This window comes from Streptomyces sp. NPDC048353, from assembly GCF_055587165.1.
In genome coordinates this window covers 148,093-167,069 of record NZ_JBVJGU010000002.1, presented here as the reverse complement: position 1 = coordinate 167,069, position 18,977 = coordinate 148,093, and the positions used below count along the sequence as shown (strand labels likewise).

The window sequence follows — 18,977 nt, the reverse complement described above, 5'->3', positions numbered from 1 at the left end:
AAAGAGGAGCCATGACCACGACCACTCCGGGCGCCGCCCAGGTCGAGCTCGCCATCGGCGGCATGACCTGCGCCTCGTGCGCGGCCCGCATCGAGAAGAAGCTCAACCGCATGGACGGGGTCGAGGCCACCGTCAACTACGCCACCGAGAAGGCGAAGGTCACCTTCGACGCGGACGCCGCCATCTCGGTCGCCGATCTGATCGCGACGGTCGAGGCCACCGGCTACACCGCCGAGGAGCCCGCCCCGCCCCGGTCCGCGTCGGCCGCGGACGGCGGCCCCTCCGACGAGGAGCGGGCCGACGAGGAGCTGCGGCCCCTGCGGCAGCGGCTGATCACCTCCGTCGCGCTCGCCGTCCCCGTCGTCGCGATGGCGATGATCCCGGCACTGCAGATCGAGTACTGGCAGTGGCTGAGCCTGACGCTCGCCGCCCCGGTCGTGGTCTACGCCGCCTGGCCGTTCCACCGGGCCGCCTGGACCAACGCCCGGCACGGCGCGGCCACGATGGACACGCTGATCTCGGTCGGCACGATCGCCGCGTTCCTCTGGTCGCTGTGGGCGCTGTTCTTCGGGACGGCCGGTACGCCCGGCATGACCCATCCCTTCGCGTTCACGATCGCCCGCACCGACGGCGCCGGGAACATCTATCTGGAGGCCGCGGCCGGCGTCACCGCCTTCATCCTGGCCGGCCGGTACTTCGAGGCCCGCTCCAAGCGCAAGGCGGGCGCCGCGCTCAAGGCGCTGATGCAGCTGGGCGCCAAGGAGGTCACGGTGCTGCGCGGCGGCGCGGAGGTCACCGTGCCCACCGCGGAGCTGCGGGCCGGGGACCGCTTCCTGGTCCGCCCCGGCGAGAAGATCGCCACCGACGGCACCGTCGTCGAGGGCTCCTCCGCCGTGGACGCCTCCATGCTCACCGGCGAGTCCGTACCGGTCGAGGTCGGGGTCGGCGACGCCGTCACCGGCGCCACCCTGAACGCCGGCGGCCGACTGGTCGTGGAGGCCACCCGGGTCGGCGCCGACACCCAGCTCGCCCGGATGGCGAAGCTGGTGGAGGACGCGCAGAACGGCAAGGCCGCCGCCCAGCGCCTGGCCGACCGGATCTCCGCCGTCTTCGTGCCGGTCGTCATCGCCCTGGCCCTCGGCACGCTCGGCTTCTGGCTCGGCTCCGGCTCCGGACTGACCGCCGCCTTCACCGCCGCCGTCGCCGTCCTGATCATCGCCTGCCCCTGCGCCCTCGGCCTGGCCACCCCGACCGCCCTCATGGTCGGCACCGGCCGCGGCGCCCAGCTCGGCATCCTCATCAAGGGCCCGGAAGTCCTGGAGACCACCCGCCGCGTCGACACCATCGTCCTCGACAAGACCGGCACCGTCACCACCGGCCGGATGACCCTCCTCGCCGTACACACCGCGGACGGCACCGACGAGACCGACGTCCTGCGCCTGGCCGGGGCTCTGGAGCACTCCTCGGAGCACCCGATCGCCCAGGCCGTCGCCGCCGGCGCCGCCGCCCGCGTCGGCACGCTCCCCACGCCCGAGGACTTCGCCAACGTCCCCGGTCTCGGCGTCCAGGGCGTCGTCGAGGGCCACGCCGTGCTCGTCGGACGCGAGAAGCTGCTCACCGAGTGGGCCATGGAGCTGCCGCAGGCGCTGAAGGCCGCCAAGGAGGACGCGGAGGACGCCGGGAGGACCGCCATCGCGGTGGCCTGGGACGGCGAGGCCCGGGCGGTCCTGGAGGTCGCCGACGCCGTCAAGGAGACCAGCGCCGAGGCCATCCGGCGGCTGCGCGCCCTCGGGCTCACCCCGATCCTGCTGACCGGTGACAACAAGGCCGTCGCCCGGTCCGTCGCCGCCGAGGTCGGCATCGACGAGGTCATCGCGGAGGTCATGCCGCAGGACAAGGTCGACGTGGTCAAGCGCCTGCAGGGCGAGGGGCGTTCGGTCGCCATGGTCGGCGACGGTGTCAACGACGCCGCCGCCCTCGCCCAGGCCGACCTCGGTCTGGCGATGGGCACCGGCACGGACGCCGCCATCGAGGCCGGCGACCTGACCCTCGTCCGCGGGGACCTGCGGGCCGCCGCCGACGCCATCCGGCTCTCCCGCAGGACCCTGGGCACCATCCGCTCCAACCTCTTCTGGGCCTTCGCCTACAACGTCGCCGCCCTGCCGCTCGCCGCGGCCGGACTGCTCAACCCGATGATCGCGGGCGCGGCCATGGCCTTCTCCTCGGTCTTCGTGGTCGGCAACAGCCTGCGCCTGCGCGGCTTCCGGGCCGCCGACCAGTGACCCGCGCCACCGCCCGCAACCGTCCGACGAGGAGGCCGCCGTGGCCGGTTACGTACAGCACAAGGAAGACGTCATCAGGCGTCTGAGGCGTATCGAGGGGCAGGTCAGGGGGGTGCAGCGGATGGTCGACGAGGACGTCTACTGCATCGACGTGCTGACCCAGGTCTCCGCGATCAACGCGGCGCTCCAGTCCTGTGCCGTGGCCCTGCTGGACGAACACCTCAGCTGCTGTGTCACCGAGGCGATCGCCCAGGGCGGCGACCAGGCGAAGGTGAAGGTGGGCGAGGCGTCGAAGGCGATCGCCCGGCTGATCAGGACGTAGCGGTCGGGAGGCTCAGGGGAGCCTCCCGACCGAGGCCCGGCCGCTCGCGCGTGGCGCTCAACCTCCCCTGCGCGAGGGGCAGTCGGCGGACAGCCGAAGGCTCAGACGGAGGCAGACTCCGAGCACTCGGCGGAGCAGCACCAGCTCCGCCGAACCGGGCAGTCCACGGCCGCAGACCGTCGCGCAGGGGTGGTTCCTCATGAGGGTCGACATCCCGCCATCCTACCCCCCGGGGGTATATCGACGCGGGGTGAGCGGCCCGTACGATGAGCCGCCCGACGGGGAGGGGATGCGCGTGCGCCGGCTGGGAGAGCTGGAGGCCGAGATCATGGACCGGCTGTGGGCCTGGCAACGGCCCGCCACGGTCCGCGAGATCGTGGACGACATAAATCTGGGGCGCCGGGTCGCCTACACGACGGTGATGACGGTGGCGGACATCCTCCACCGCAAGGGCTGGCTCCGCCGCGAGAAGGCCGGCCGGGCCTGGCTGTACGAACCGGTGCGCAGCCGCGAGGAGTACACCGCGGCCCTGATGCAGGACGCCCTCGGCGGCAGCGCGGACCGGCCGGCCGCGCTGCTGCGTTTCGTGGAGACCATCTCCGACGAGGACATGGCGGCTCTGGACGCGGCTCTGCGGGCCGCCCGGGGCGCGGGCCCCGGCGACGGGACGCCACCCTTGGGTCCGGGCGCGGCCGGACCGCACACCGCCGGTACGGACACCGCCGGTACGGACACCGTCGGACCGGGGACTCGCGGACCTGGCACCGCCCGCCCGCACCTCACCGGACCGGAGACCACTGGGCCCGGGACCAGCGGGCCTGACACCGTCGGGCCGGGGGCCGCCGCCGGAGCGGAGGGCGGGACGCCCGGGCCCTCGGCCCTTACGCCCGGGCCCTCCGGTCCTGCCCCGCAGAGCCCGGGCAGCCCGGGCGGCGCGCCCGGCCCCGCCTCCGGAGCGTCGGCGGCGGCCTTCCCGGCACCGGCCTCCCCGGCGCGGGGCGGTACGGCCGGACCGACGGCCCCCACCCCGCCTCCCCCGCCTGCCGCGCCCCCCGCGGCAGCCGGTCCCGCCGCACGCCGACGCGGCCGGGTCACCGGCCCCTGTCCGGACGGGGACGCCGCATGAACCACCACCTCCTGCCGCCGCTCGGGCTCGCCCTCTCCTCCGGGCTGCTGGTCCCCTGGCTGCTCGTGCGCGCCCGCTGGGTCCAGCAGGTGCCCCGCCTCGCCCTGGCGGTGTGGGCCGCGTGCGGCGCGGTGTTCGCCGCCTCAGCCGCCCTGCTCCCCGCCCACCTCGTCCTGCCGGCCGCGAGCAGCCACCGGCTGGGCGACCTCTACCTCTCCCTCCGCCTCCCGTCCCCCGGCTCCCTCCTCACCCTCTCCGGGCGGGAGTACCTCGCCCTCCTCCTGGGCCTGGCCGCGCTCGCCCTGCCCGCCGCCGGGTTCGTCCGGCAGCTGCTGCGGGCCCGGCGGGCACGGCGGCGGCACGCGGACGTGCTGCGGCTGGTCGGGCGGTACGACCCCGCACTGGGGGCGACCGTCCTGGACCACGCACGGCCGGCCGTCTACTGCCTGCCGGGGCGCTCGCGCCGGGTCGTCGTCTCCTCGGGGGCCGTGGCCAGGCTCACCACGCCCCAACTGGCGGCGGCGCTCGCCCACGAGCGGGCGCACATCGCCGGGCGCCACCACCTGCTCGTGGCGGCGGCCGAGGCGTTCGCGGCGGTGTTCCCGCGCCTCCCGCTCACCCGGTACGGCGGCACCGCCGTCCCCCTGCTGCTCGAAATGACCGCCGACGACCGGGCGTTGCGCCGCTGCACCCCCGACGCGCTGGCCACGGCCCTCTACGCGCTCGCCTCCGGCCAGGCACCCCGCGAGGCGTTCGCGGCGGGCGGGCCGTCGGCGGCGCTGCGGATGCGGCGCATCCTCACCCCGTACCGCGCCGGACATCCGGTGCTGCGCGGGCTGCTGACGATCGCCGCGGGCGGTCTCGCGGTGGCTCCGCTGATCGTCGCGTGCTGTTCCTTCCCCGCTTAATTGACTCGGTTCACTACGTAATTACTAAGTGAATTCGTAGATTTAACATCGGTCACACCGCTCGGAATTCCCGGCTATCGTGGGTACGTTGGCGTTCAGGCCGGGCACGTCGAAGGGTACGGACCAATGCAGCTGGCTGACGTGCGGATGGCTGCGGCCGCCGACGCGACGACGATATCCAGGCTGCTGGCGGACGTCATTCGGAGCAGCTACGACGGAATACTCGGCGAAATCCCCGCGCGCCGCCTGGTCTCCACGCAATGCGCACTTCCCCGTATCCGCGCGGAAATTGAAATTCCGGGTGGCGCGCCGGGCTGGCTCGGCTGGCTGGTCGCCGCCGGCCCGGACGGAACGGTCGTCGGCGCGGTCGCCGGCGGGGTCCCGGTGCCGGGCGAGGGCGAGCTGTACGCGCTGTGCGTCGCGCAGGACGCGCGACGGCGGGGAGCGGGCACCGCCCTCCTCGCCGCGGCGGCCGACCGGATGCGCGGCTTCGGCGCCCGCGAGATGCGCGTGACGCTGCCCGCGGCCGAGGACCCGGCCCTGCCGTTCTACGAGCACCAGGGCTTCGGCGCCCTCTCCCCCACCCGCTGGGTCCGCGACCTCTGAGCCCCCGCTCCCCCAAAGGTCCCAAGCGACCTCTGAGCCCCCCGCTCCCCCAAGGTCCCCAGCGACCTCTGCCCCCCGCTCCCCCAAGGGCCCCACGCGCCTTCGGCCGTTGGCCGTTGGCCGAAGTACGCCATCGCGTGTTCACGCCGCCCGATCCGCTGGATCCGGTACCCCCCGCCCCCGCAGGATTGATCCAGCGGCGCGGGCCCGGCGGCACGGGCGCCCCGCCCGGACGGCACGGACCCAGCGAGCCCCTGGAGGAGCGATGCACACACCGAGCGGCACTTCCCTGCCCGTCGTGCCCGCGGCGCTCGCCTCGGTCCTGCCGTCCCGATACGACCCGGCCACGGACGTCCCCGCCCCCGGCGCCGGCCTCCGCGTCACCGCCGACACCCTGCCCGGCCTGGAATCCGTGGCCCCCGCCGACGAGGACGCGGTCTGGCTCCACGACGCCCTGCTCGGCCCGCACAGCGCCGACATCGTCCGCTACCTCGCCCTCGCCCGGTCCACCGGCGGCCCCGTCCTCGACCTCGGATCCGGCGCCGGCCGGCTCGCCGTCCCCTTCGCCCGGCACGGCTTCGCCGTCGAGGCCGTCGACCGGGACGCCTCCGCGCTCGCCCGCCTCGGGACCTGGGCACGGCGCATCGGCCCCCAGGTCGCCGGGCTGATCGTCACCACCCGCGCCGACCTCACCACACTCCGCCTGCACGGGAGTTACCGGCTCGCCCTGCTCGCCGGCGCCATGGTGTCCGCCGTCCCCCCGAGAGCCCGCCCCGGTCTGCTGCGCGAGATCGCCTCGCACCTGGACACCGGCGGCGCCCTCGCCCTGGACTACACCTCCCACCTGCTGCCCGGACTGATCGCCGAACCCCGGCGCACCTGGGCCTTCCAGGTCCCCCGGTTCGACGGGATCGACGAATGGGTGGTGGCCCGGCAGGTCTTCGACACGGCCGCCATGAGCGAGCGGATCACCTACTACGCCTCCCGCACCGGCAAGCTCTCCACCGAACGGGCCGTCCTCACCACCGACAAGTGGATCGTCGACCCCGAGCGCCTCGCCGCCGAACTCCACTCCGCGGGCCTGCACATCGAAGGCCGGCGGCGCCACCGCATCGACGACCGCACCGAGAGCGTCCTCCTGGTCTGTCGCCCGGACGACTGACGGCGTGAGAAGGCAAGAGGTACGATGCCTACAAAAGTTTGAGCCGACCAGGCAGCGGGCGGGCGGAGAAAATGGCAGTCGCGGAAGAGCTGACGGGACGCGAGGCGGTGATCCAGCGCCTGCGCGACGTCGGCCTGCGGGTCACGGGCCCCCGCCTGGAGGTGCTCACGGTGCTCGCCGCGGGCGGCCATCTGGACGTGGAGGCGATCACCGCCACCGCCCGCGAGCGGCTCGGCACGCTCACCAGCCAGGCCGTGTACGAAATGCTGCGCCACTTCCAGGAGACCGGCCTCGTCGCGAAATTCGACCGGCCCGGCATGCCGGCCGTGTTCGAGATCGCGGGCGCCCCGCACCAGCACGCCCTCTGCGTGCACTGCGGCCGCGTCGAAAACGTCGACACCCCCGCCCCGCGACCGCCCCGGGGAGCCCTCCCCCAATGGCGCACGGACGACGCCGAGATCGTCTTCAAGGGCCTCTGCCCCGACTGCGCGGGAAGCGACGCCTTTTCTTCTTAGGGCTCGGTTCGCCTCCGGGGCCTGAGAGTCGGACTCACACGGCCTACGTGCTCGCTCCCTCGTTCCTCGGGAGCTGCGCGCGCTCGGCCGTGTTCCCCCGACGGCCCCTTCGGCTCACTCGCCAGAGGCACCCCAGGAGGAGGCGACGGCGCTCGGGCGGGGTCACCGGCTCACTCGCCAGAGGGCACCCGGGTTCGGCTCACGCGCCCCGGGGCGGCCCCGGCCGAGTGAGGCCGGGGGAACACCGTGCGTCGCGTTCGATTCTGTGGCAGGGTCTAGCGGGGCGATTCAGCGGGACCCGCGAAGGGTCCGAGGGGAGTCTGCTGCGCTGTGTCGAAAAACGCCACCGGGACGCGTACGGGAAGCGATCAGGCCCTCGCCGTCTACCTGGAACTCCGAACCCGCCCCGCCGCCGCCTTCGACGAGATCGCGGACGGACTCGCACTCTCCGCCGAGGACCGGGAGCGATGTCGTGGCGAACTCGCCACCCTCGGCCTGATCGAACAGCCCCCCACCGCGGCCGGCCCCCACACGCCCGCCGTCGTCGACCCCGACATCGCCCTCGTCCGCCTCCTGCAGTGCGAGCGCGAACGGCTGGAGAACCGGCTCGCCGAGACCAGCCGCGCCCAGAGCACCCTGGCGACCCTCGCCGGCCCCTTCCTGCGCGCCGGGACCGCCCCCGACTCCGAGGTCGCGGTCGAGATCGTCGCCGACCCCGACCGCGTCCGACACGAGCTGGCGGCCCTCACCGACACCGTGCGGTACGCCGTCCACTCCATGCACACCGGCTCCGTGCGGCGCGAGGACATGGGCGACGAGCTGGAGCGCGACCGCCACCGCCTCGCCCGCGGGGTACGCGTCCGCGCCATGTACAGCCGCCGGATCAGCTCCGTACCCGAGATGATCCAGCATTTGGAGGTCCGCAGCGCCCTCGGCGTGGAGATCCGGCTCTCGCCCGTCGTCCCGATGAACATGGTCCTCGCCGACGAGAACTTCGCGATGCTGCCCACCGACCCGCACGCGCCGGACTCCGCCACCATCCTCGCCCGCGGGCCGGGCCTGGTCCGGTCCTATCTCGCCCTGTACGACTACTGCTGGCACGCGGCCACCCGGTACGGCGACGAGGAGGCCCCCGAACGCGGCGGCGACGGGCTCTCCGAACAGCAGCGGGCCGCCCTCCACATGCTCGCCTCCGGCATCAAGGACGAACAGATCGCGAAGAACCTCGGAGTGTCCCTGCGGACCGTCAGCCGGCTGCTCTCCGAGGTGATGCACGAACTGGGCGCGGCGAGCCGCTTCGAAGCCGGGGTGAAGGCGGCCCGGCTCGGCCTCCTGGACGGCGAGGCGCGCGACCGGGAGGCGTGACCCCGGACGCGGAAAGGGAGGGGAGTGACCCACGACACATCAAAGATCGGCAGGACGGACACCCGACGAGCCGTATGACAAGGTGAGGCGGGGCGACTTGGATCTACGAGGGGGGTCACTTCGCCATGGTCTCGACGGGCGACGGCATCGGAGAGCACGTGACCGGTCCCGTCCTGACCCTCTATCAAGAGCTGCGCAGGCGGGGGATATCCAGCTTCGGCGAGGCGTACAGCGAGTTGAGACTGGCGCCGGAGGAGTACGAGCGATGTCGTGACGAACTAACCTCCCTGGGCCTGATCGTGCCGACGGGCCCCGCCCACGCCACCGTCGCCGCGCTCGCCGACGGCAGCTGGCGCCGCGAGACGGACATGGTCGCCGCGATCGACCCCGAGATCGCCCTGCTGCGGCTGCTCGAACGGGAGCGGGAACGGCTGCGCGAACACCTCGCCGAGGCCGACAAGGCGTACAGCACGCTGGAGACGCTGGCCGGCACCTTCCTGCGGGCGAGCGCGCTGACCCGCTCGGAGGCGGCCGTCGAGGCGTTGACCGACTACCGCCGCATCCAGCAGGCCATCGAGGACATCACCGACGTGATGCAGGAGAGCTCGGCCTCCCTTCACCCCGGCACGCCGGGCCGGCAGAACCCTGACAGCATGCTGGACCGCGACCGGCGCCAGATCGCCAACGGCGTGCGGGTGCGCGCCATCTACGGCCGGCAGGAGGCCGCCGAGCCGGAGATGGCCGCGTTCCTGGGCCGCCGCGCCGCGCTGGGGGTGGAGATCCGGCTCGCACCGGCCGTCCCCATGAACATGATCATCGCGGACCGGCAGTTCGCCCTGGTCCCCATCCGGCCCGAGGACCCCCGCGAGGGAGCGATCCTGGCGCGGGGCTCCGCGCTGGTCCGGCCGTACCTCAGCCTGTACGAGCACTGCTGGCACACGGCCACGCCGTACGGCACCGAGGTCGCGCCCGAGCGGGGCGGCGACGGACTGTCCGAGCAGCAGCGGGCGGCGCTGCAGATGCTCGCGTCGGGAATGAAGGACGAGAAGATCGCGCGGACGCTCGGGGTGTCCTTGCGGACGGTGAGCCGCATGATCTCCGAACTCATGCAGGAATTGGGCGCGTCGAGCCGATTCGAGGCCGGAGTGCGCGCCGTCCAGCTCGGCTGGCTGGACTGAGAAAACCGTCAGGCCCCGCAATCCCGATGCGATTGCGGGGCCTGACGATTTCCTGCGTCCTGCGTCCTACGGGACGCGGAGGCGCGTCGCCTCAGTCGATCGAGGGCGCGGGCGACGGCGGCGGGACCGGCCAGCCGTTGTCCTCCTGGCCGCCGGCGTTCTGCGAGACCGGGGCCGGGGCGGAGTCGGGGGCGGTGACCAGGGCGGCGCCACCGCCGACGGCCAGACACGCGGTCAGGGCGACGGCGAACCGGCGGGCGGCCGTGCGAATATCCGCGCCATGCGCAGCAGACATGATTCCTCCAGGAGTTGGAATGCGAATTCCGTCCTCCGGGGACCCGTGCCGCCGGGCGCTCCCTGAAGACATCTCCATTCTGGACCGCCCCCGGAATGCGATCCATAGATTCCCTCTGCGTGGACCCGCCATGGCGTGGATGCGTCATTACGCCATCGCGGCAACGGAATTGCCGGGTCCGGGACCGCTCATACTTTTGGTCGAACCAAAAGTAATGCTAGACTCGCACGACGGCCTTCTCGTTCCTCCAGGAGAGAGGGGCCGCCGGGGCAGGGGCGTGCCGCCGCCCTTGCCCCACCACGACGGCGTCCGCCCGCGCGGCGTCGTAGACCTCGATCGTGCGCGCGGCGGAGGCGTGCCAGCTCATCCCCCGGGCGTGCCGGACCGCCGCCTCCCCCATCGTCACCCGCGCCGCCGGATTCCCGGCCAGCCACAGCAGCCGGCGCGCGTACTCCACCGGGTCGTGGCCGCGCACCAGCAGTCCCGTCACCCCGTCCCACACCGCCGTCGGCAGCCCGCCGACCGCGGCCGCCAGCACCGGCGTCCCGCACGCCTGCGCCTCCAGCGCCACCAGACCGAAGGACTCGCTGCGCGACGGCACCACCAGCACGTCGGCCGCCCGGTACCAGTCCGCGAGCCGGTCCTGCGGTACGGGAGGACACGGCCGCAGCACGTCCGTCACGCCCCGTTCGCGCGCCAGTCGCCAGGCCGTGCCCTCCTGGCTCGCCCCCGAATGGCCGCCGATCACCGGAACGATCAGACGCCGGCGCAGCTCGGGTGCCATCAGCAGGAGTTCGGCGACCGCCCGGACCAGGACGTCGGGGCCCTTGAGGGGCTGGATGCGGCCGGCGTACAGCGGGACGAAGGCGTCGGCGGGCAGCCCGAGCCGGGCCCGCGCCGCCGCCCTGCCGTCCCCCGGCCCGAAGGTCCGCAGGTCCACCCCCGGCCGCACCACCTCCGTGCGCGGCGCCCGCGCCCCGTACAGCGACCGCAGCGCCTCGGCCTCGTCGGCCGTGTTGGCGATCAGCCGGTCGGCGGCGCCGACCACCTGGTGCTCGCCGCGGACGCGCAGCTCGGGCTCGGGGGTGTCGCCCGCCGCCAGGGCCGCGTTCTTCACCCGGGCCAGGGTGTGGGCGGTGTGCACCAGCGGTATCCGCCAGCCGGCGGAGGCGATGCGCCCGGCCTGGCCGGAGAGCCAGTAGTGGGAGTGGACCAGGTCGTAGCGGCGCTCCTCCTTGAGCAGGGCCAGCGAGAACGGCACGACCAGATCGGGCATCGCCTCTTTGGGCAGGGCCCGGCGGGGGCCCGCGTGCAGATGGCGGACCCGCACGCCCGGGGCCAGCTCGACCGAGGCGGGGACGGCCTCGCCGCGGCAGCGGGTGAACAGGTCGACCTCGGCGCCCTGTTCGGCGAGCGCCCGGGACAGCTCGACCATGTAGACGTTCATCCCGCCGGCGTCGCCGGTCCCGGGCTGGTGGAGCGGCGAGGTGTGGACGCTGAGCATGGCGACGCGCAGGGACACGTGGGGCTCCTGTGAGGGGCGGGCCACGTGTCCCTGCGTCGCGCGCACGGCCACGCGGCGAGTGGGTGGAACGGAGGCGGAGGCGGAAACGGGGATGCGGAACGGGTACGGGCGGCGGAACCGGCCGGTCAGAAGCCGAAGACCGGGCCCGAGGGCGGGGCGAGCCGGGTCCCCGGCAGCGGGGCGGTCAGGGCGTGCCAGTCGACCGGCCTGCCCGGCGCCGCCTGGAGCGCCCCCGCGAGCCGGTCGGCGCCCTCCGGCATCACCGGCCGCGCCCACGCGGACAGCGCCGACGCGAACGCCAACTGACCGGCGAGCGCCGGCAGGTGACGGCAGGCGGTGGTCGGCCGGCAGCGCTCGTGGGCGTTGACATGGCCGAAGTCGGCGACCGACCGGACCATCTCGTCGAGGACCGCGACCGCGCGGCGCGGGTCGAAGGCGTCGGGCCCGTAGGCGTCCCGCAGGTCGTCCACGGCCCGGTGCAGCCGACGCTCCAGGACCGCCCAGCCGGTTCCGCCGGGCAGCGCCTGCGGGGCCAGACCCGCGCACTCCTCGCGCACGGAGGCGAAGAGCCGCGCCAGCCAGCTGTTCCAGGACTCGTCCAGCTCCTGCCGGGCGGTGGCGAGCCGGTCGCGGGAGAAGACCGTGCGGCGACCGGTGGGGCGGGCCTGGAGCACATGCCGCCGCAGCGTGTCGGAGCCGTACTCGGTGAGCAGGTCGAGCGCCCAGACGTTGCCCTCCTGGACGCCCTCCTCGATGACGTACGACTCGTTGACGCAGAAGTCCTGCGGCAGCTTGACGTCCTGGGCGAGGAGCAGCACCGGCAGCAGCACCGCGTGGCAGAAGGCGTGCCCGAAGCCGCAGAAGTGGATGGCGCGGGCGGGCAGCGGGCCCTTGGTGTCGTAGCCGAACAGGTGCATCGCCGCGGCTTCGAAGCAGCCGTCGATGCGGTGGTCGGGGAAGCCCTCGACCGGCACCTCCAGGCCCCAGTCGGCCGGGTTGCCGACCGCGATGTCCGGCAGCCCGTCCTCGACGAGCGACTCGCACAGCGCGGCGAGCCGCGGCGGCAGCCCGGCGGTCGCCCAGTAGTCGGCCAGCGTCTCCCGGAACGGCTCCAGCGGTACGTACAGCCGGCGGCAGCGCTTGGGCAGCGCCAGGGTGTCGCACAGCGAGCAGCGCGGGGTGATCAGGTCGCCGCCGTCGTTGGGGCGGGCGCACTCGTGGCACATCCCGCCGTCGCTCGCCGCGCCGCAGTGCGGGCAGACGCCGGTGACGTGGGCGCCGTACAGCCAGCGCTCGCAGGGCTCGCAGTAGGGCAGCAGCCGGGTGCGCGGGGCGATGACGCCCTGGGCGTAGAGGCGGCTGAACAGTTCCTGGACCCAGCGGGTGTAGCCGCGGTCGCGGCGGGGGCGGACGATGTGGTCGAACTCCACGCCGGAGCGCAGCCAGTCGGCGGTGATCGCCGCGCGGTAGCCCTCGGCGACCTCCTCGGGCTTGCGGTGGTGGCGCAGCGCCCTGACCTCGACGGAGCTGGCGTGGTCGGCGGTGCCGGTGGTGAACCGGACGGCCTCGCCCTCGGCGCGCAGATAGCGGGTGAGGACGTCGGCGGCGACGTACGGCCCCGCGAGGTGGCCGATGTGCAGTTCGCCGTGGGTGGCAGGAGGGGTGGCGGTGATCCAGACGGGGGTGCTCATGGGGACCTCCTGAGCGTCAGCGAGGTTCGAAGTGGAAGCTGCGGATGAAGCAGTCACGCGGCTGTTCGACGGCATAGACGACGCATTCGAAAAGGGCCTGGGTGGTGAGCTTCTCGTCGGGCGCCATTCCGTCCGTACGCACTCCGTCCCATTCGGCGAAGCGCGGATCGGAGGTGGAGAAATCGGGAGGGTAGAGGGAGAAGACGCGGACACCCGAGGGGCGCAGCCGCCGGGCGAGGATGTCGGCGAATCCGGCCTGGGCGCTCTTCGCCGCCCAGAACGCCTCGTGGGCGGTGGCGGCCGAGGCGCCCTCGGCGTCCCGGACCGCGACCATGTTGACGATGTCGGGGCGCAGTGAGCCGCGCAGCAGCGGCAGGAAGTGCTTCACCATCAGGACGGTTCCGCCGGCGGTCGACTCGATCGTCTCCACGATCGCGTCGTCACTGGCCGCCTCCAGGTCCATGCCGTCGAGCCAGCGCGCCCCGTTGTTGACCAGCAGGTCGACGCGGTCGGTGTGCTCGCCGACCCGGGCGGCGAACTCCCGGATCTCGGCGGGCCGGCTCAGGTCGCAGCCGAAGGCGTGAATGCGGTCGCGGGCGGAGCCCATGACGTCGGTGCGGGTCCGCTCGGCGGCCTCGACGGTACGGGCCGAGACATAGACCTCGGCGCCGAGGTGTGCGAATCCGACGGCGAGCGCGCGGCCGAAATAGCGGGACGCTCCGGTCACGACGACACGCAGATTCTCGAATGTCATGCTCGTCTGCTCTCCCCTGCCGGACGGGCGAATGCGGTCGAATTCAGCGTGGCAGAGGAAAGGGAGCCCAACCCCGTTGTACGGGCTGCGCGTTCACGCCGTTGCGTGGATACGCCAGGGGATCCGGAGGCGGTCGACGACGGCCGCGCGCTTGTGGTGGACGGCGACGCGGCCGTCGTCGCAGGAGACGGTGACGGGCCCGCCGGGGGTGCGCACGGTGCCGCGCAGGGGCGGGACGACGGTCCCCCCGACGGACGCGGCGGCGGCGAGCGCGGCGGCTCCGGTGAGGGCGAGCCGGGGGTGCCAGCCGCCGACGGTGAGGGCGCGGACGGCCGTGCGGCCCGCGTCGTCCACGGCGAACGCGGCGATCTTCGGCAGTGCGGAGCCGGGCGGGTGCCCGAGGGCGCGGGCGGCGTGCGCCCGGAGCGCGAGGAGGCGGCGCCGGGTGCCGTCCCCGGCGCGGAAGAGGGCGTCGGCGGTGGGGGCGCCGAGGTGGGCGGCGTCGACGAAGACGTACGGATTGCCGTACCGGACCAGGGAGACGGGCAGCCCGCCGAGGACGTCGACGGGGCGCCCGGTGGGGAGGGTTCCGGGGGCGTCGGGGGGACGGAGGAAGCGGAGGGTGTAGGAGGCGGCGGGCGGGCCGGTGGGGCCGGCGGGCTCCGGGGTGCAGAGGAGGTCGTCGTCCGTCGTGACGGCGTGGACGGTGACGGGTCCGGGCCGGGCGGCCGCCACCACGCAGGCGAGCAGCGAGTGGCCGCAGCCGGTGCGGAAGTCGAACCCCCCGCCGGGCAGGGCCTGGACGAAGCGGTAGTCGAGGTCGTGGCCGGGGCGGGCGGACGGCCCGTACAGGGCGATCTTGTTCAGCCCGGCGTAGGGGGTCGCGGCCAGGGCCCGGCGCAGCGCGACCAGTTCGCCGCGCAGCGCCAGCGCGCCCGCCGGGAGGTGGGAGAGGCGTACGACCAGGGTGGGGCCCGGCGCGTCCTCGGCGCGGACGACGGTGGCGGCCACCCCGCCGCCCGCACCACCCGCGCCGCCGGCGCCCGTACGCCCGCTCGCGCCCGTACGCCCGCCCGCACCACCCCCGCCCGTACGCCCGCTCGCACCGCCCGCGCCCGTACGCCCGCCGCCGTCCGGTGTCACGCCGCGCAGCCCACCGGGATCCGCATGCCCTGGACGACGTCGCTCCACAGTTCGTGGACGGCGATGCCCCAGAGGGCCAGCGCGTCCTGCTGCGAGGGGCGTTCGAGCTGGCGGGCGAGGAGCCGGCCGACGCGGTCGGCGCGGAGCCTGCCGCCGAGGACGAGGCGGGCCGGGGAGAGGAGTTCGCGGACCGTGTCCAGGAGGGGGCTGCCGGGGGTGAGCAGGGCGGCGATCGGCAGTGTGAACGGCTGCTTGGGCCGGTTCAGGACCGCCGCGGGCAGCAGCTCCCGCCCCGCTTCGTACAGCGCTCGCTTGCCCCGCCGCGCCTCCGGCGGGAGCGAGCGCGCGTAGGAGACGACCGAGGGCTGGCAGAACGGCATGCGGGCCTCCACCGCCCACGCCATCGACAGGTGGTCCACGCGCCGCAAGTGGTACGCGGGCAGCCGCCACCGGGTCTCGAACGCCGTCATCGCCTCCAGCCGGCCGGCCCCGACCGCCTCGGCCGAGCGCAGCTCCTGCTCGATCCGGTCGGCCGCCGAGCCCCGCTCGGCGATGAACGCGCGGTACCCCGGCGTGTACAGGTGCTCGCGGAGCATCCGGGGGGCCGCCGACAGCGCGTCCGTGTACGCCCCCGCCCAGTCGGCGCCCGCCGGCGCGTCGAGCGCGGCGCGCATCCGGTCGTACCCCCCGAAGAGTTCGTCGGCGCCGTCGCCCGCGAGCGCGACGGTGAAGCCGCTCTGCCGTACGGCGCGGAACAGGGCGTACGTGGAGAGGGCGATGGGGTCGGCGTTGGGCTGGCCGAGGTGGCGGACCGTGCGGGTCAGGAGGGAGCCCAGCTCGTCGGGGTCGACGGCCACCTCGTGGTGCACGGTCCGGGCGCGGCGGGCGACGGAGCGGGCGTACGCGGACTCGGAGCCGGGCCATGTGCCGCGGTAGGTGAGGTGGAAGGTGTGGAGCGGCGGCGCGTCGGTCTCCCGGGCGTACTCGGCGGCGAGCGCGGTGACGAGCCCGGAGTCGAGGCCGCCGCTGGTGATCGCGCACACCGGCACCTCGGCGCGGACGAGCCGCCGCACCTCGCGCCGCAGCACGTCCTGCGCGTCGCCGGCCGACGCGTCCCCGGCCGGGGCGCGGTGCGGGGCGCGGCGGCGGACGAGGGGCGGGCGGCCGGGCCTGACGACGGCGGTCGCGCCGGGCGGCAGGACGTCGATGCCGTCGAGGGCGGTGCGGGCGGAGAAGGGCGTACGGGTGGCGAGGACGGTGTCCAGGGTGTCCTCGCGCGGGCTGATCCGTACGCCGTCGAAGGCGAGGAGCGCGGGGATCTCGGAGGCGAACCGGGTCGATCCGTCGGCCGGGTCGTGGTGGAGGTGCACCGGTTTCATGCCCATGTCGTCGACGGCGAGGAGGAGTCGGGGCCCGTGGCCGGTGCCGGTCCTGAGGTCGAGGACGGCGACGGCGAACATCCCGTCGAGGTGGTCGGCGAAGGCGGGGCCGTACTCGGCGTAGAGCGCGGGCAGGACGGTGCCGTCGCAGCGGTCGGGGAACCGGTGGCCGCGGGCGGCGAGGTGCCGGCGCAGCTCGGCGTGGTTGTAGATCTCGCCGTTGAGCACGGCGAGGATCCCGGGCAGGTGCGGCAGCCGGTAGGGCTGCCTCCCGCCGCGGGGATCGGTGACGGCGAGGCGGTCGCACCCCAGCGACCAGCCGGGCCCGCCGAGCACGTGGTGCTCGTCGGGGCCGCCGTGTCGCTGGCGGGCCGAGACCGCCGAGAGTTCGGCCGGCTCGGGGCGGGCCGCCCCGGCGGCGAAGGAGCCGAAAATCCTGCACATTGCCGGTCGCCCTCCGGTTCGTCTGCCGCGGCTCCGGCCGCCCGTCGTGGCCGCCGCGCGCTTCCTGACTCGGGTCACACATCCCATGACGTACTCAATGATTTGAATCTACCAACTTTTTGGGTGGCGCGTAAGTGCCATGTCCGGTTCACGCCACGACATGGCCTTGCGACGCCCCCGGCTCGGCAACACGCTTGCCCCATGGAGGACTTCGCGACCGACAGCAAAGACCGCAGCGCCCCCGCATCCCTGCTGGTGGTGGCCGCGCACCCGGACGACATCGAGTTCTGCGTCAGCGGCACGGTGATGCAGTGGATCGAACGCGGGACCCGCGTCACCTACTGCATCGTCACGGACGGCGGCGCCGGCGGATACGACGAGAAGCTCCCGCGCCAGGCCATGGCGGACCTGCGCCGCGCCGAACAGGTCCACTCAGCCAAGCTCAGCGGCGTCGCCGACGTCCGCTTCCTCGGCTACCCCGACAGCTTCGTGGAACCGACGGTGGAGCTCCGCCGCGACCTGTGCCGGGTCATCCGCGAGGTCCGCCCGCAGCGGGCCATCGTCCCCTCCCCCGAGATCAACTGGGCCCGCGTGGCCGACCTCCACCCCGACCACCGCGCCGTCGGCGACGCCTGCCTGCGCGCCGTCTACCCCGAGGCCCGCAACCCCTTCGCCCACCCCTCGCTGCTCCGGGACGAGGGCCTGGAGCCCTGGACCGTCCACGAGCTGTGGCTGATGACGGGCCCGACGCCCAATCAGTACGTGGACGTCACCCAGGTCTTCGACCGCAAGGCCGAGGCCCTGCGCATCCACACCTCCCAGACCGCGCACTTCGACGACCTGGCCGGACTGCTACGGGAGTGGCTGAGCGAGCACGCCACGGCGGGGGGCCTGCCGGCCGGCCGCATGGCGGAGGCGTTCCAGATCGTGCACATCGACTGACGGCCGCTCCCGGAGGGCGCCGGCAGGGGCCGGCGCCTACGATCGGCCCATGTCGAACCTCTCCCTGTGGTCACGGGACTCGGTCCTGTCGATCGGCTCCGTGGGCTCGGTGCTCTCCATCGGCTCGGTCGGCTCCGCCCTGTCCATCGGCTCGATCGGCTCCGCCGCCTCGGCCGCGTCCGTCGGATCCTGGCTGAGCGCCGGCTCCCTGCTCTCCGCCCGGTCCTGCTGGTCGGTCATGTCCTGGCGCTCCCGCCGGGGCGTGATGACGGCGGGAGCCCTCGCCGCCGCCCTCACGACAGCCGCCGTCCTGACCGCCGCGGGGGCCCGGGGACGGGGATGACCCCGAGAGGCCCCCGCGCCCTACGCCACCAGGTGCACCGCCAGGCCGGTGATCAGGGCGCTGGACACGAGGGCCGTGCCCAGGCGGCCCCGGGGGCCCGTCAGGGTGCGGCCGAGGAGGGCGCCGCCCGTGGCCAGGAGGAGTTGCCAGCTCGCGGAGGCGGCGAGGGCGGCGAGGACGAAGACGGTCCGGTCCAGCGGGGTCGCGGGTCCGGAAGGGCCGGTCGCCAGGATCAGGGCCACGAAGTAGATCACGGTCATCGGGTTCAGGACCGTGATGCCCAGGAACGTGAGGAAGGCCCGCCGCGGGGTGAGCGGGGTGGCGCCGTCGGCCCGCCGCGCGAGGGTCCGGGCGCGGTAGGCCCGTACCGCCGTCCAGGCCGCGCGGGCCGCGAGGCCCACCAGGACCACCGCCGAGACCCATCGCAGCGGCCCCATGACCGGGGCGAGGAGCGGGACGAGCGCCGAGCCGCCCACGACCGCGAGCAGGGCGTAGAGCCCGTCCGCCGCCGCGACGCCGAGGGCCGCGCCCGCGCCCGTACGCCAGCCGGTGCGGGCCGTGACCGCCACGAGATAGGCGCCGACCGCGCCGACCGGGATCGCGATGCCGTAGCCGGCCAGCAGGCCGGCCAGCAGCGCGGCCGTCACGCGACGGACGGGATCGCGCCTCCGGGGGAGCCGGGCTGCTGCTGTCGGCGGTAGGCCGAGCCGTCCTTCGTACGGGAGAGCAGGCCGCCGGTCACCAGATAACGGCGCAGGGCCGGGAAGTCGTCGTGGACGGTCGACAGCGCTTCGTTGACCTCGCGCTCGCTGTAGGTGCGGGCGGGCTCGAAGAGCGTCGCGGCCAGATGGGCGAGGAGCTGCTCCCGACGGGCCGGCCTGCGCGGGATCGCCTTCAGGCGTCCGTCCGTCGAGAAGAGGTCCGCCACCGGGCGGGGTTCGGCTGGGAGAGTCATACGCCGAACAGTGACGCGCGGCCCCGGGCCCGGGCAAAGCAT

18 protein-coding genes and 1 pseudogene are annotated in these 18,977 nt (G+C 74.3%); 11 read left to right on the top strand and 8 right to left on the bottom strand.

What is annotated here, in order from left to right; translation table 11 throughout:
- The first annotated feature begins 11 nt into the window (after positions 1 to 11).
- From ACZ6RC_RS06125 to ACZ6RC_RS06085, 9 genes and pseudogenes are all read left to right on the top strand, one after another.
- On the top strand, positions 12 to 2,282 hold the full coding sequence (locus ACZ6RC_RS06125; RefSeq protein WP_391143707.1) for a heavy metal translocating P-type ATPase: 2,271 nt from the start codon (positions 12 to 14) through the stop codon (positions 2,280 to 2,282).
- Between the two features lie 40 nt (positions 2,283 to 2,322).
- Entirely contained in the window at positions 2,323 to 2,604 is a 282-nt protein-coding gene (locus ACZ6RC_RS06120) for a metal-sensitive transcriptional regulator (RefSeq protein ID WP_356891538.1), read from the top strand.
- 295 nt (positions 2,605 to 2,899) lie between these two features.
- Positions 2,900 to 3,259, top strand: a pseudogene (locus tag ACZ6RC_RS06115) (BlaI/MecI/CopY family transcriptional regulator); the annotation flags it as partial.
- A gap of 467 nt (positions 3,260 to 3,726) precedes the next feature.
- Positions 3,727 to 4,638 (top strand): M56 family metallopeptidase, encoded by a 912-nt coding sequence (locus ACZ6RC_RS06110; RefSeq protein WP_469579615.1) that lies wholly within the window; start codon positions 3,727 to 3,729, stop codon positions 4,636 to 4,638.
- Between the two features lie 126 nt (positions 4,639 to 4,764).
- A complete protein-coding gene (locus ACZ6RC_RS06105; protein WP_469579613.1) occupies positions 4,765 to 5,244 on the top strand; it encodes a GNAT family N-acetyltransferase in 480 nt (159 codons plus the stop codon).
- Positions 5,245 to 5,509: 265 nt separating this feature from the next.
- A complete protein-coding gene (locus ACZ6RC_RS06100) occupies positions 5,510 to 6,406 on the top strand; it encodes an SAM-dependent methyltransferase (protein WP_469579611.1) in 897 nt (298 codons plus the stop codon).
- A gap of 71 nt (positions 6,407 to 6,477) precedes the next feature.
- Positions 6,478 to 6,921: a Fur family transcriptional regulator gene (locus tag ACZ6RC_RS06095; RefSeq protein ID WP_469579609.1), complete on the top strand. Its 444-nt coding sequence runs from the start codon at positions 6,478 to 6,480 to the stop codon at positions 6,919 to 6,921.
- Positions 6,922 to 7,251: 330 nt separating this feature from the next.
- A complete protein-coding gene (locus tag ACZ6RC_RS06090) occupies positions 7,252 to 8,286 on the top strand; it encodes a helix-turn-helix transcriptional regulator (RefSeq protein WP_469579607.1) in 1,035 nt (344 codons plus the stop codon).
- Between the two features lie 158 nt (positions 8,287 to 8,444).
- Positions 8,445 to 9,464, top strand: coding sequence for a helix-turn-helix transcriptional regulator (locus ACZ6RC_RS06085; protein WP_453612569.1), 1,020 nt, complete (start codon positions 8,445 to 8,447; stop codon positions 9,462 to 9,464).
- A gap of 91 nt (positions 9,465 to 9,555) precedes the next feature.
- Here the strand turns inward: ACZ6RC_RS06085 and ACZ6RC_RS06080 are convergent, their stop codons facing one another.
- From ACZ6RC_RS06080 to asnB, 6 genes are all read right to left on the bottom strand, one after another.
- Complete coding sequence (locus ACZ6RC_RS06080) at positions 9,556 to 9,759, bottom strand: hypothetical protein (protein ID WP_469579604.1); 204 nt, start codon at positions 9,757 to 9,759, stop codon at positions 9,556 to 9,558.
- Between the two features lie 217 nt (positions 9,760 to 9,976).
- Complete coding sequence (gene mshA / locus ACZ6RC_RS06075; protein WP_469580749.1) at positions 9,977 to 11,263, bottom strand: D-inositol-3-phosphate glycosyltransferase; 1,287 nt, start codon at positions 11,261 to 11,263, stop codon at positions 9,977 to 9,979.
- A gap of 146 nt (positions 11,264 to 11,409) precedes the next feature.
- A complete protein-coding gene (locus ACZ6RC_RS06070; protein WP_469579602.1) occupies positions 11,410 to 12,975 on the bottom strand; it encodes a class I tRNA ligase family protein in 1,566 nt (521 codons plus the stop codon).
- A 16-nt stretch (positions 12,976 to 12,991) separates the two neighbouring features.
- Positions 12,992 to 13,729 (bottom strand): SDR family oxidoreductase, encoded by a 738-nt coding sequence (locus ACZ6RC_RS06065; protein ID WP_469579600.1) that lies wholly within the window; start codon positions 13,727 to 13,729, stop codon positions 12,992 to 12,994.
- Positions 13,730 to 13,822: 93 nt separating this feature from the next.
- Complete coding sequence (locus ACZ6RC_RS06060) at positions 13,823 to 14,872, bottom strand: PrpF domain-containing protein (RefSeq protein WP_469579598.1); 1,050 nt, start codon at positions 14,870 to 14,872, stop codon at positions 13,823 to 13,825.
- A complete protein-coding gene (gene asnB / locus ACZ6RC_RS06055; protein WP_469579596.1) occupies positions 14,869 to 16,695 on the bottom strand; it encodes an asparagine synthase (glutamine-hydrolyzing) in 1,827 nt (608 codons plus the stop codon). The genes ACZ6RC_RS06060 and asnB overlap by 4 nt, the downstream gene beginning before the upstream one ends.
- 201 nt (positions 16,696 to 16,896) lie before the next feature.
- On the opposite strand from asnB, the gene ACZ6RC_RS06050 reads away from it, so the two are divergent.
- Together ACZ6RC_RS06050 and ACZ6RC_RS06045 are read left to right on the top strand one after the other, a co-directional pair.
- On the top strand, positions 16,897 to 17,637 hold the full coding sequence (locus ACZ6RC_RS06050) for a PIG-L deacetylase family protein (RefSeq protein WP_469579594.1): 741 nt from the start codon (positions 16,897 to 16,899) through the stop codon (positions 17,635 to 17,637).
- Between the two features lie 49 nt (positions 17,638 to 17,686).
- Positions 17,687 to 17,980 carry a hypothetical protein gene (locus ACZ6RC_RS06045; protein WP_391143682.1) on the top strand — a complete coding sequence of 98 codons (294 nt, stop codon included), beginning with the start codon at positions 17,687 to 17,689 and terminating at the stop codon, positions 17,978 to 17,980.
- A 20-nt stretch (positions 17,981 to 18,000) separates the two neighbouring features.
- Here the strand turns inward: ACZ6RC_RS06045 and ACZ6RC_RS06040 are convergent, their stop codons facing one another.
- Positions 18,001 to 18,627, bottom strand: coding sequence for a LysE family transporter (locus ACZ6RC_RS06040; RefSeq protein ID WP_469579593.1), 627 nt, complete (start codon positions 18,625 to 18,627; stop codon positions 18,001 to 18,003).
- Positions 18,624 to 18,935 carry a DUF2087 domain-containing protein gene (locus ACZ6RC_RS06035; protein ID WP_453612549.1) on the bottom strand — a complete coding sequence of 104 codons (312 nt, stop codon included), beginning with the start codon at positions 18,933 to 18,935 and terminating at the stop codon, positions 18,624 to 18,626. The genes ACZ6RC_RS06040 and ACZ6RC_RS06035 overlap by 4 nt, the downstream gene beginning before the upstream one ends.
- Between the last annotated feature and the right edge of the window lie 42 nt (positions 18,936 to 18,977).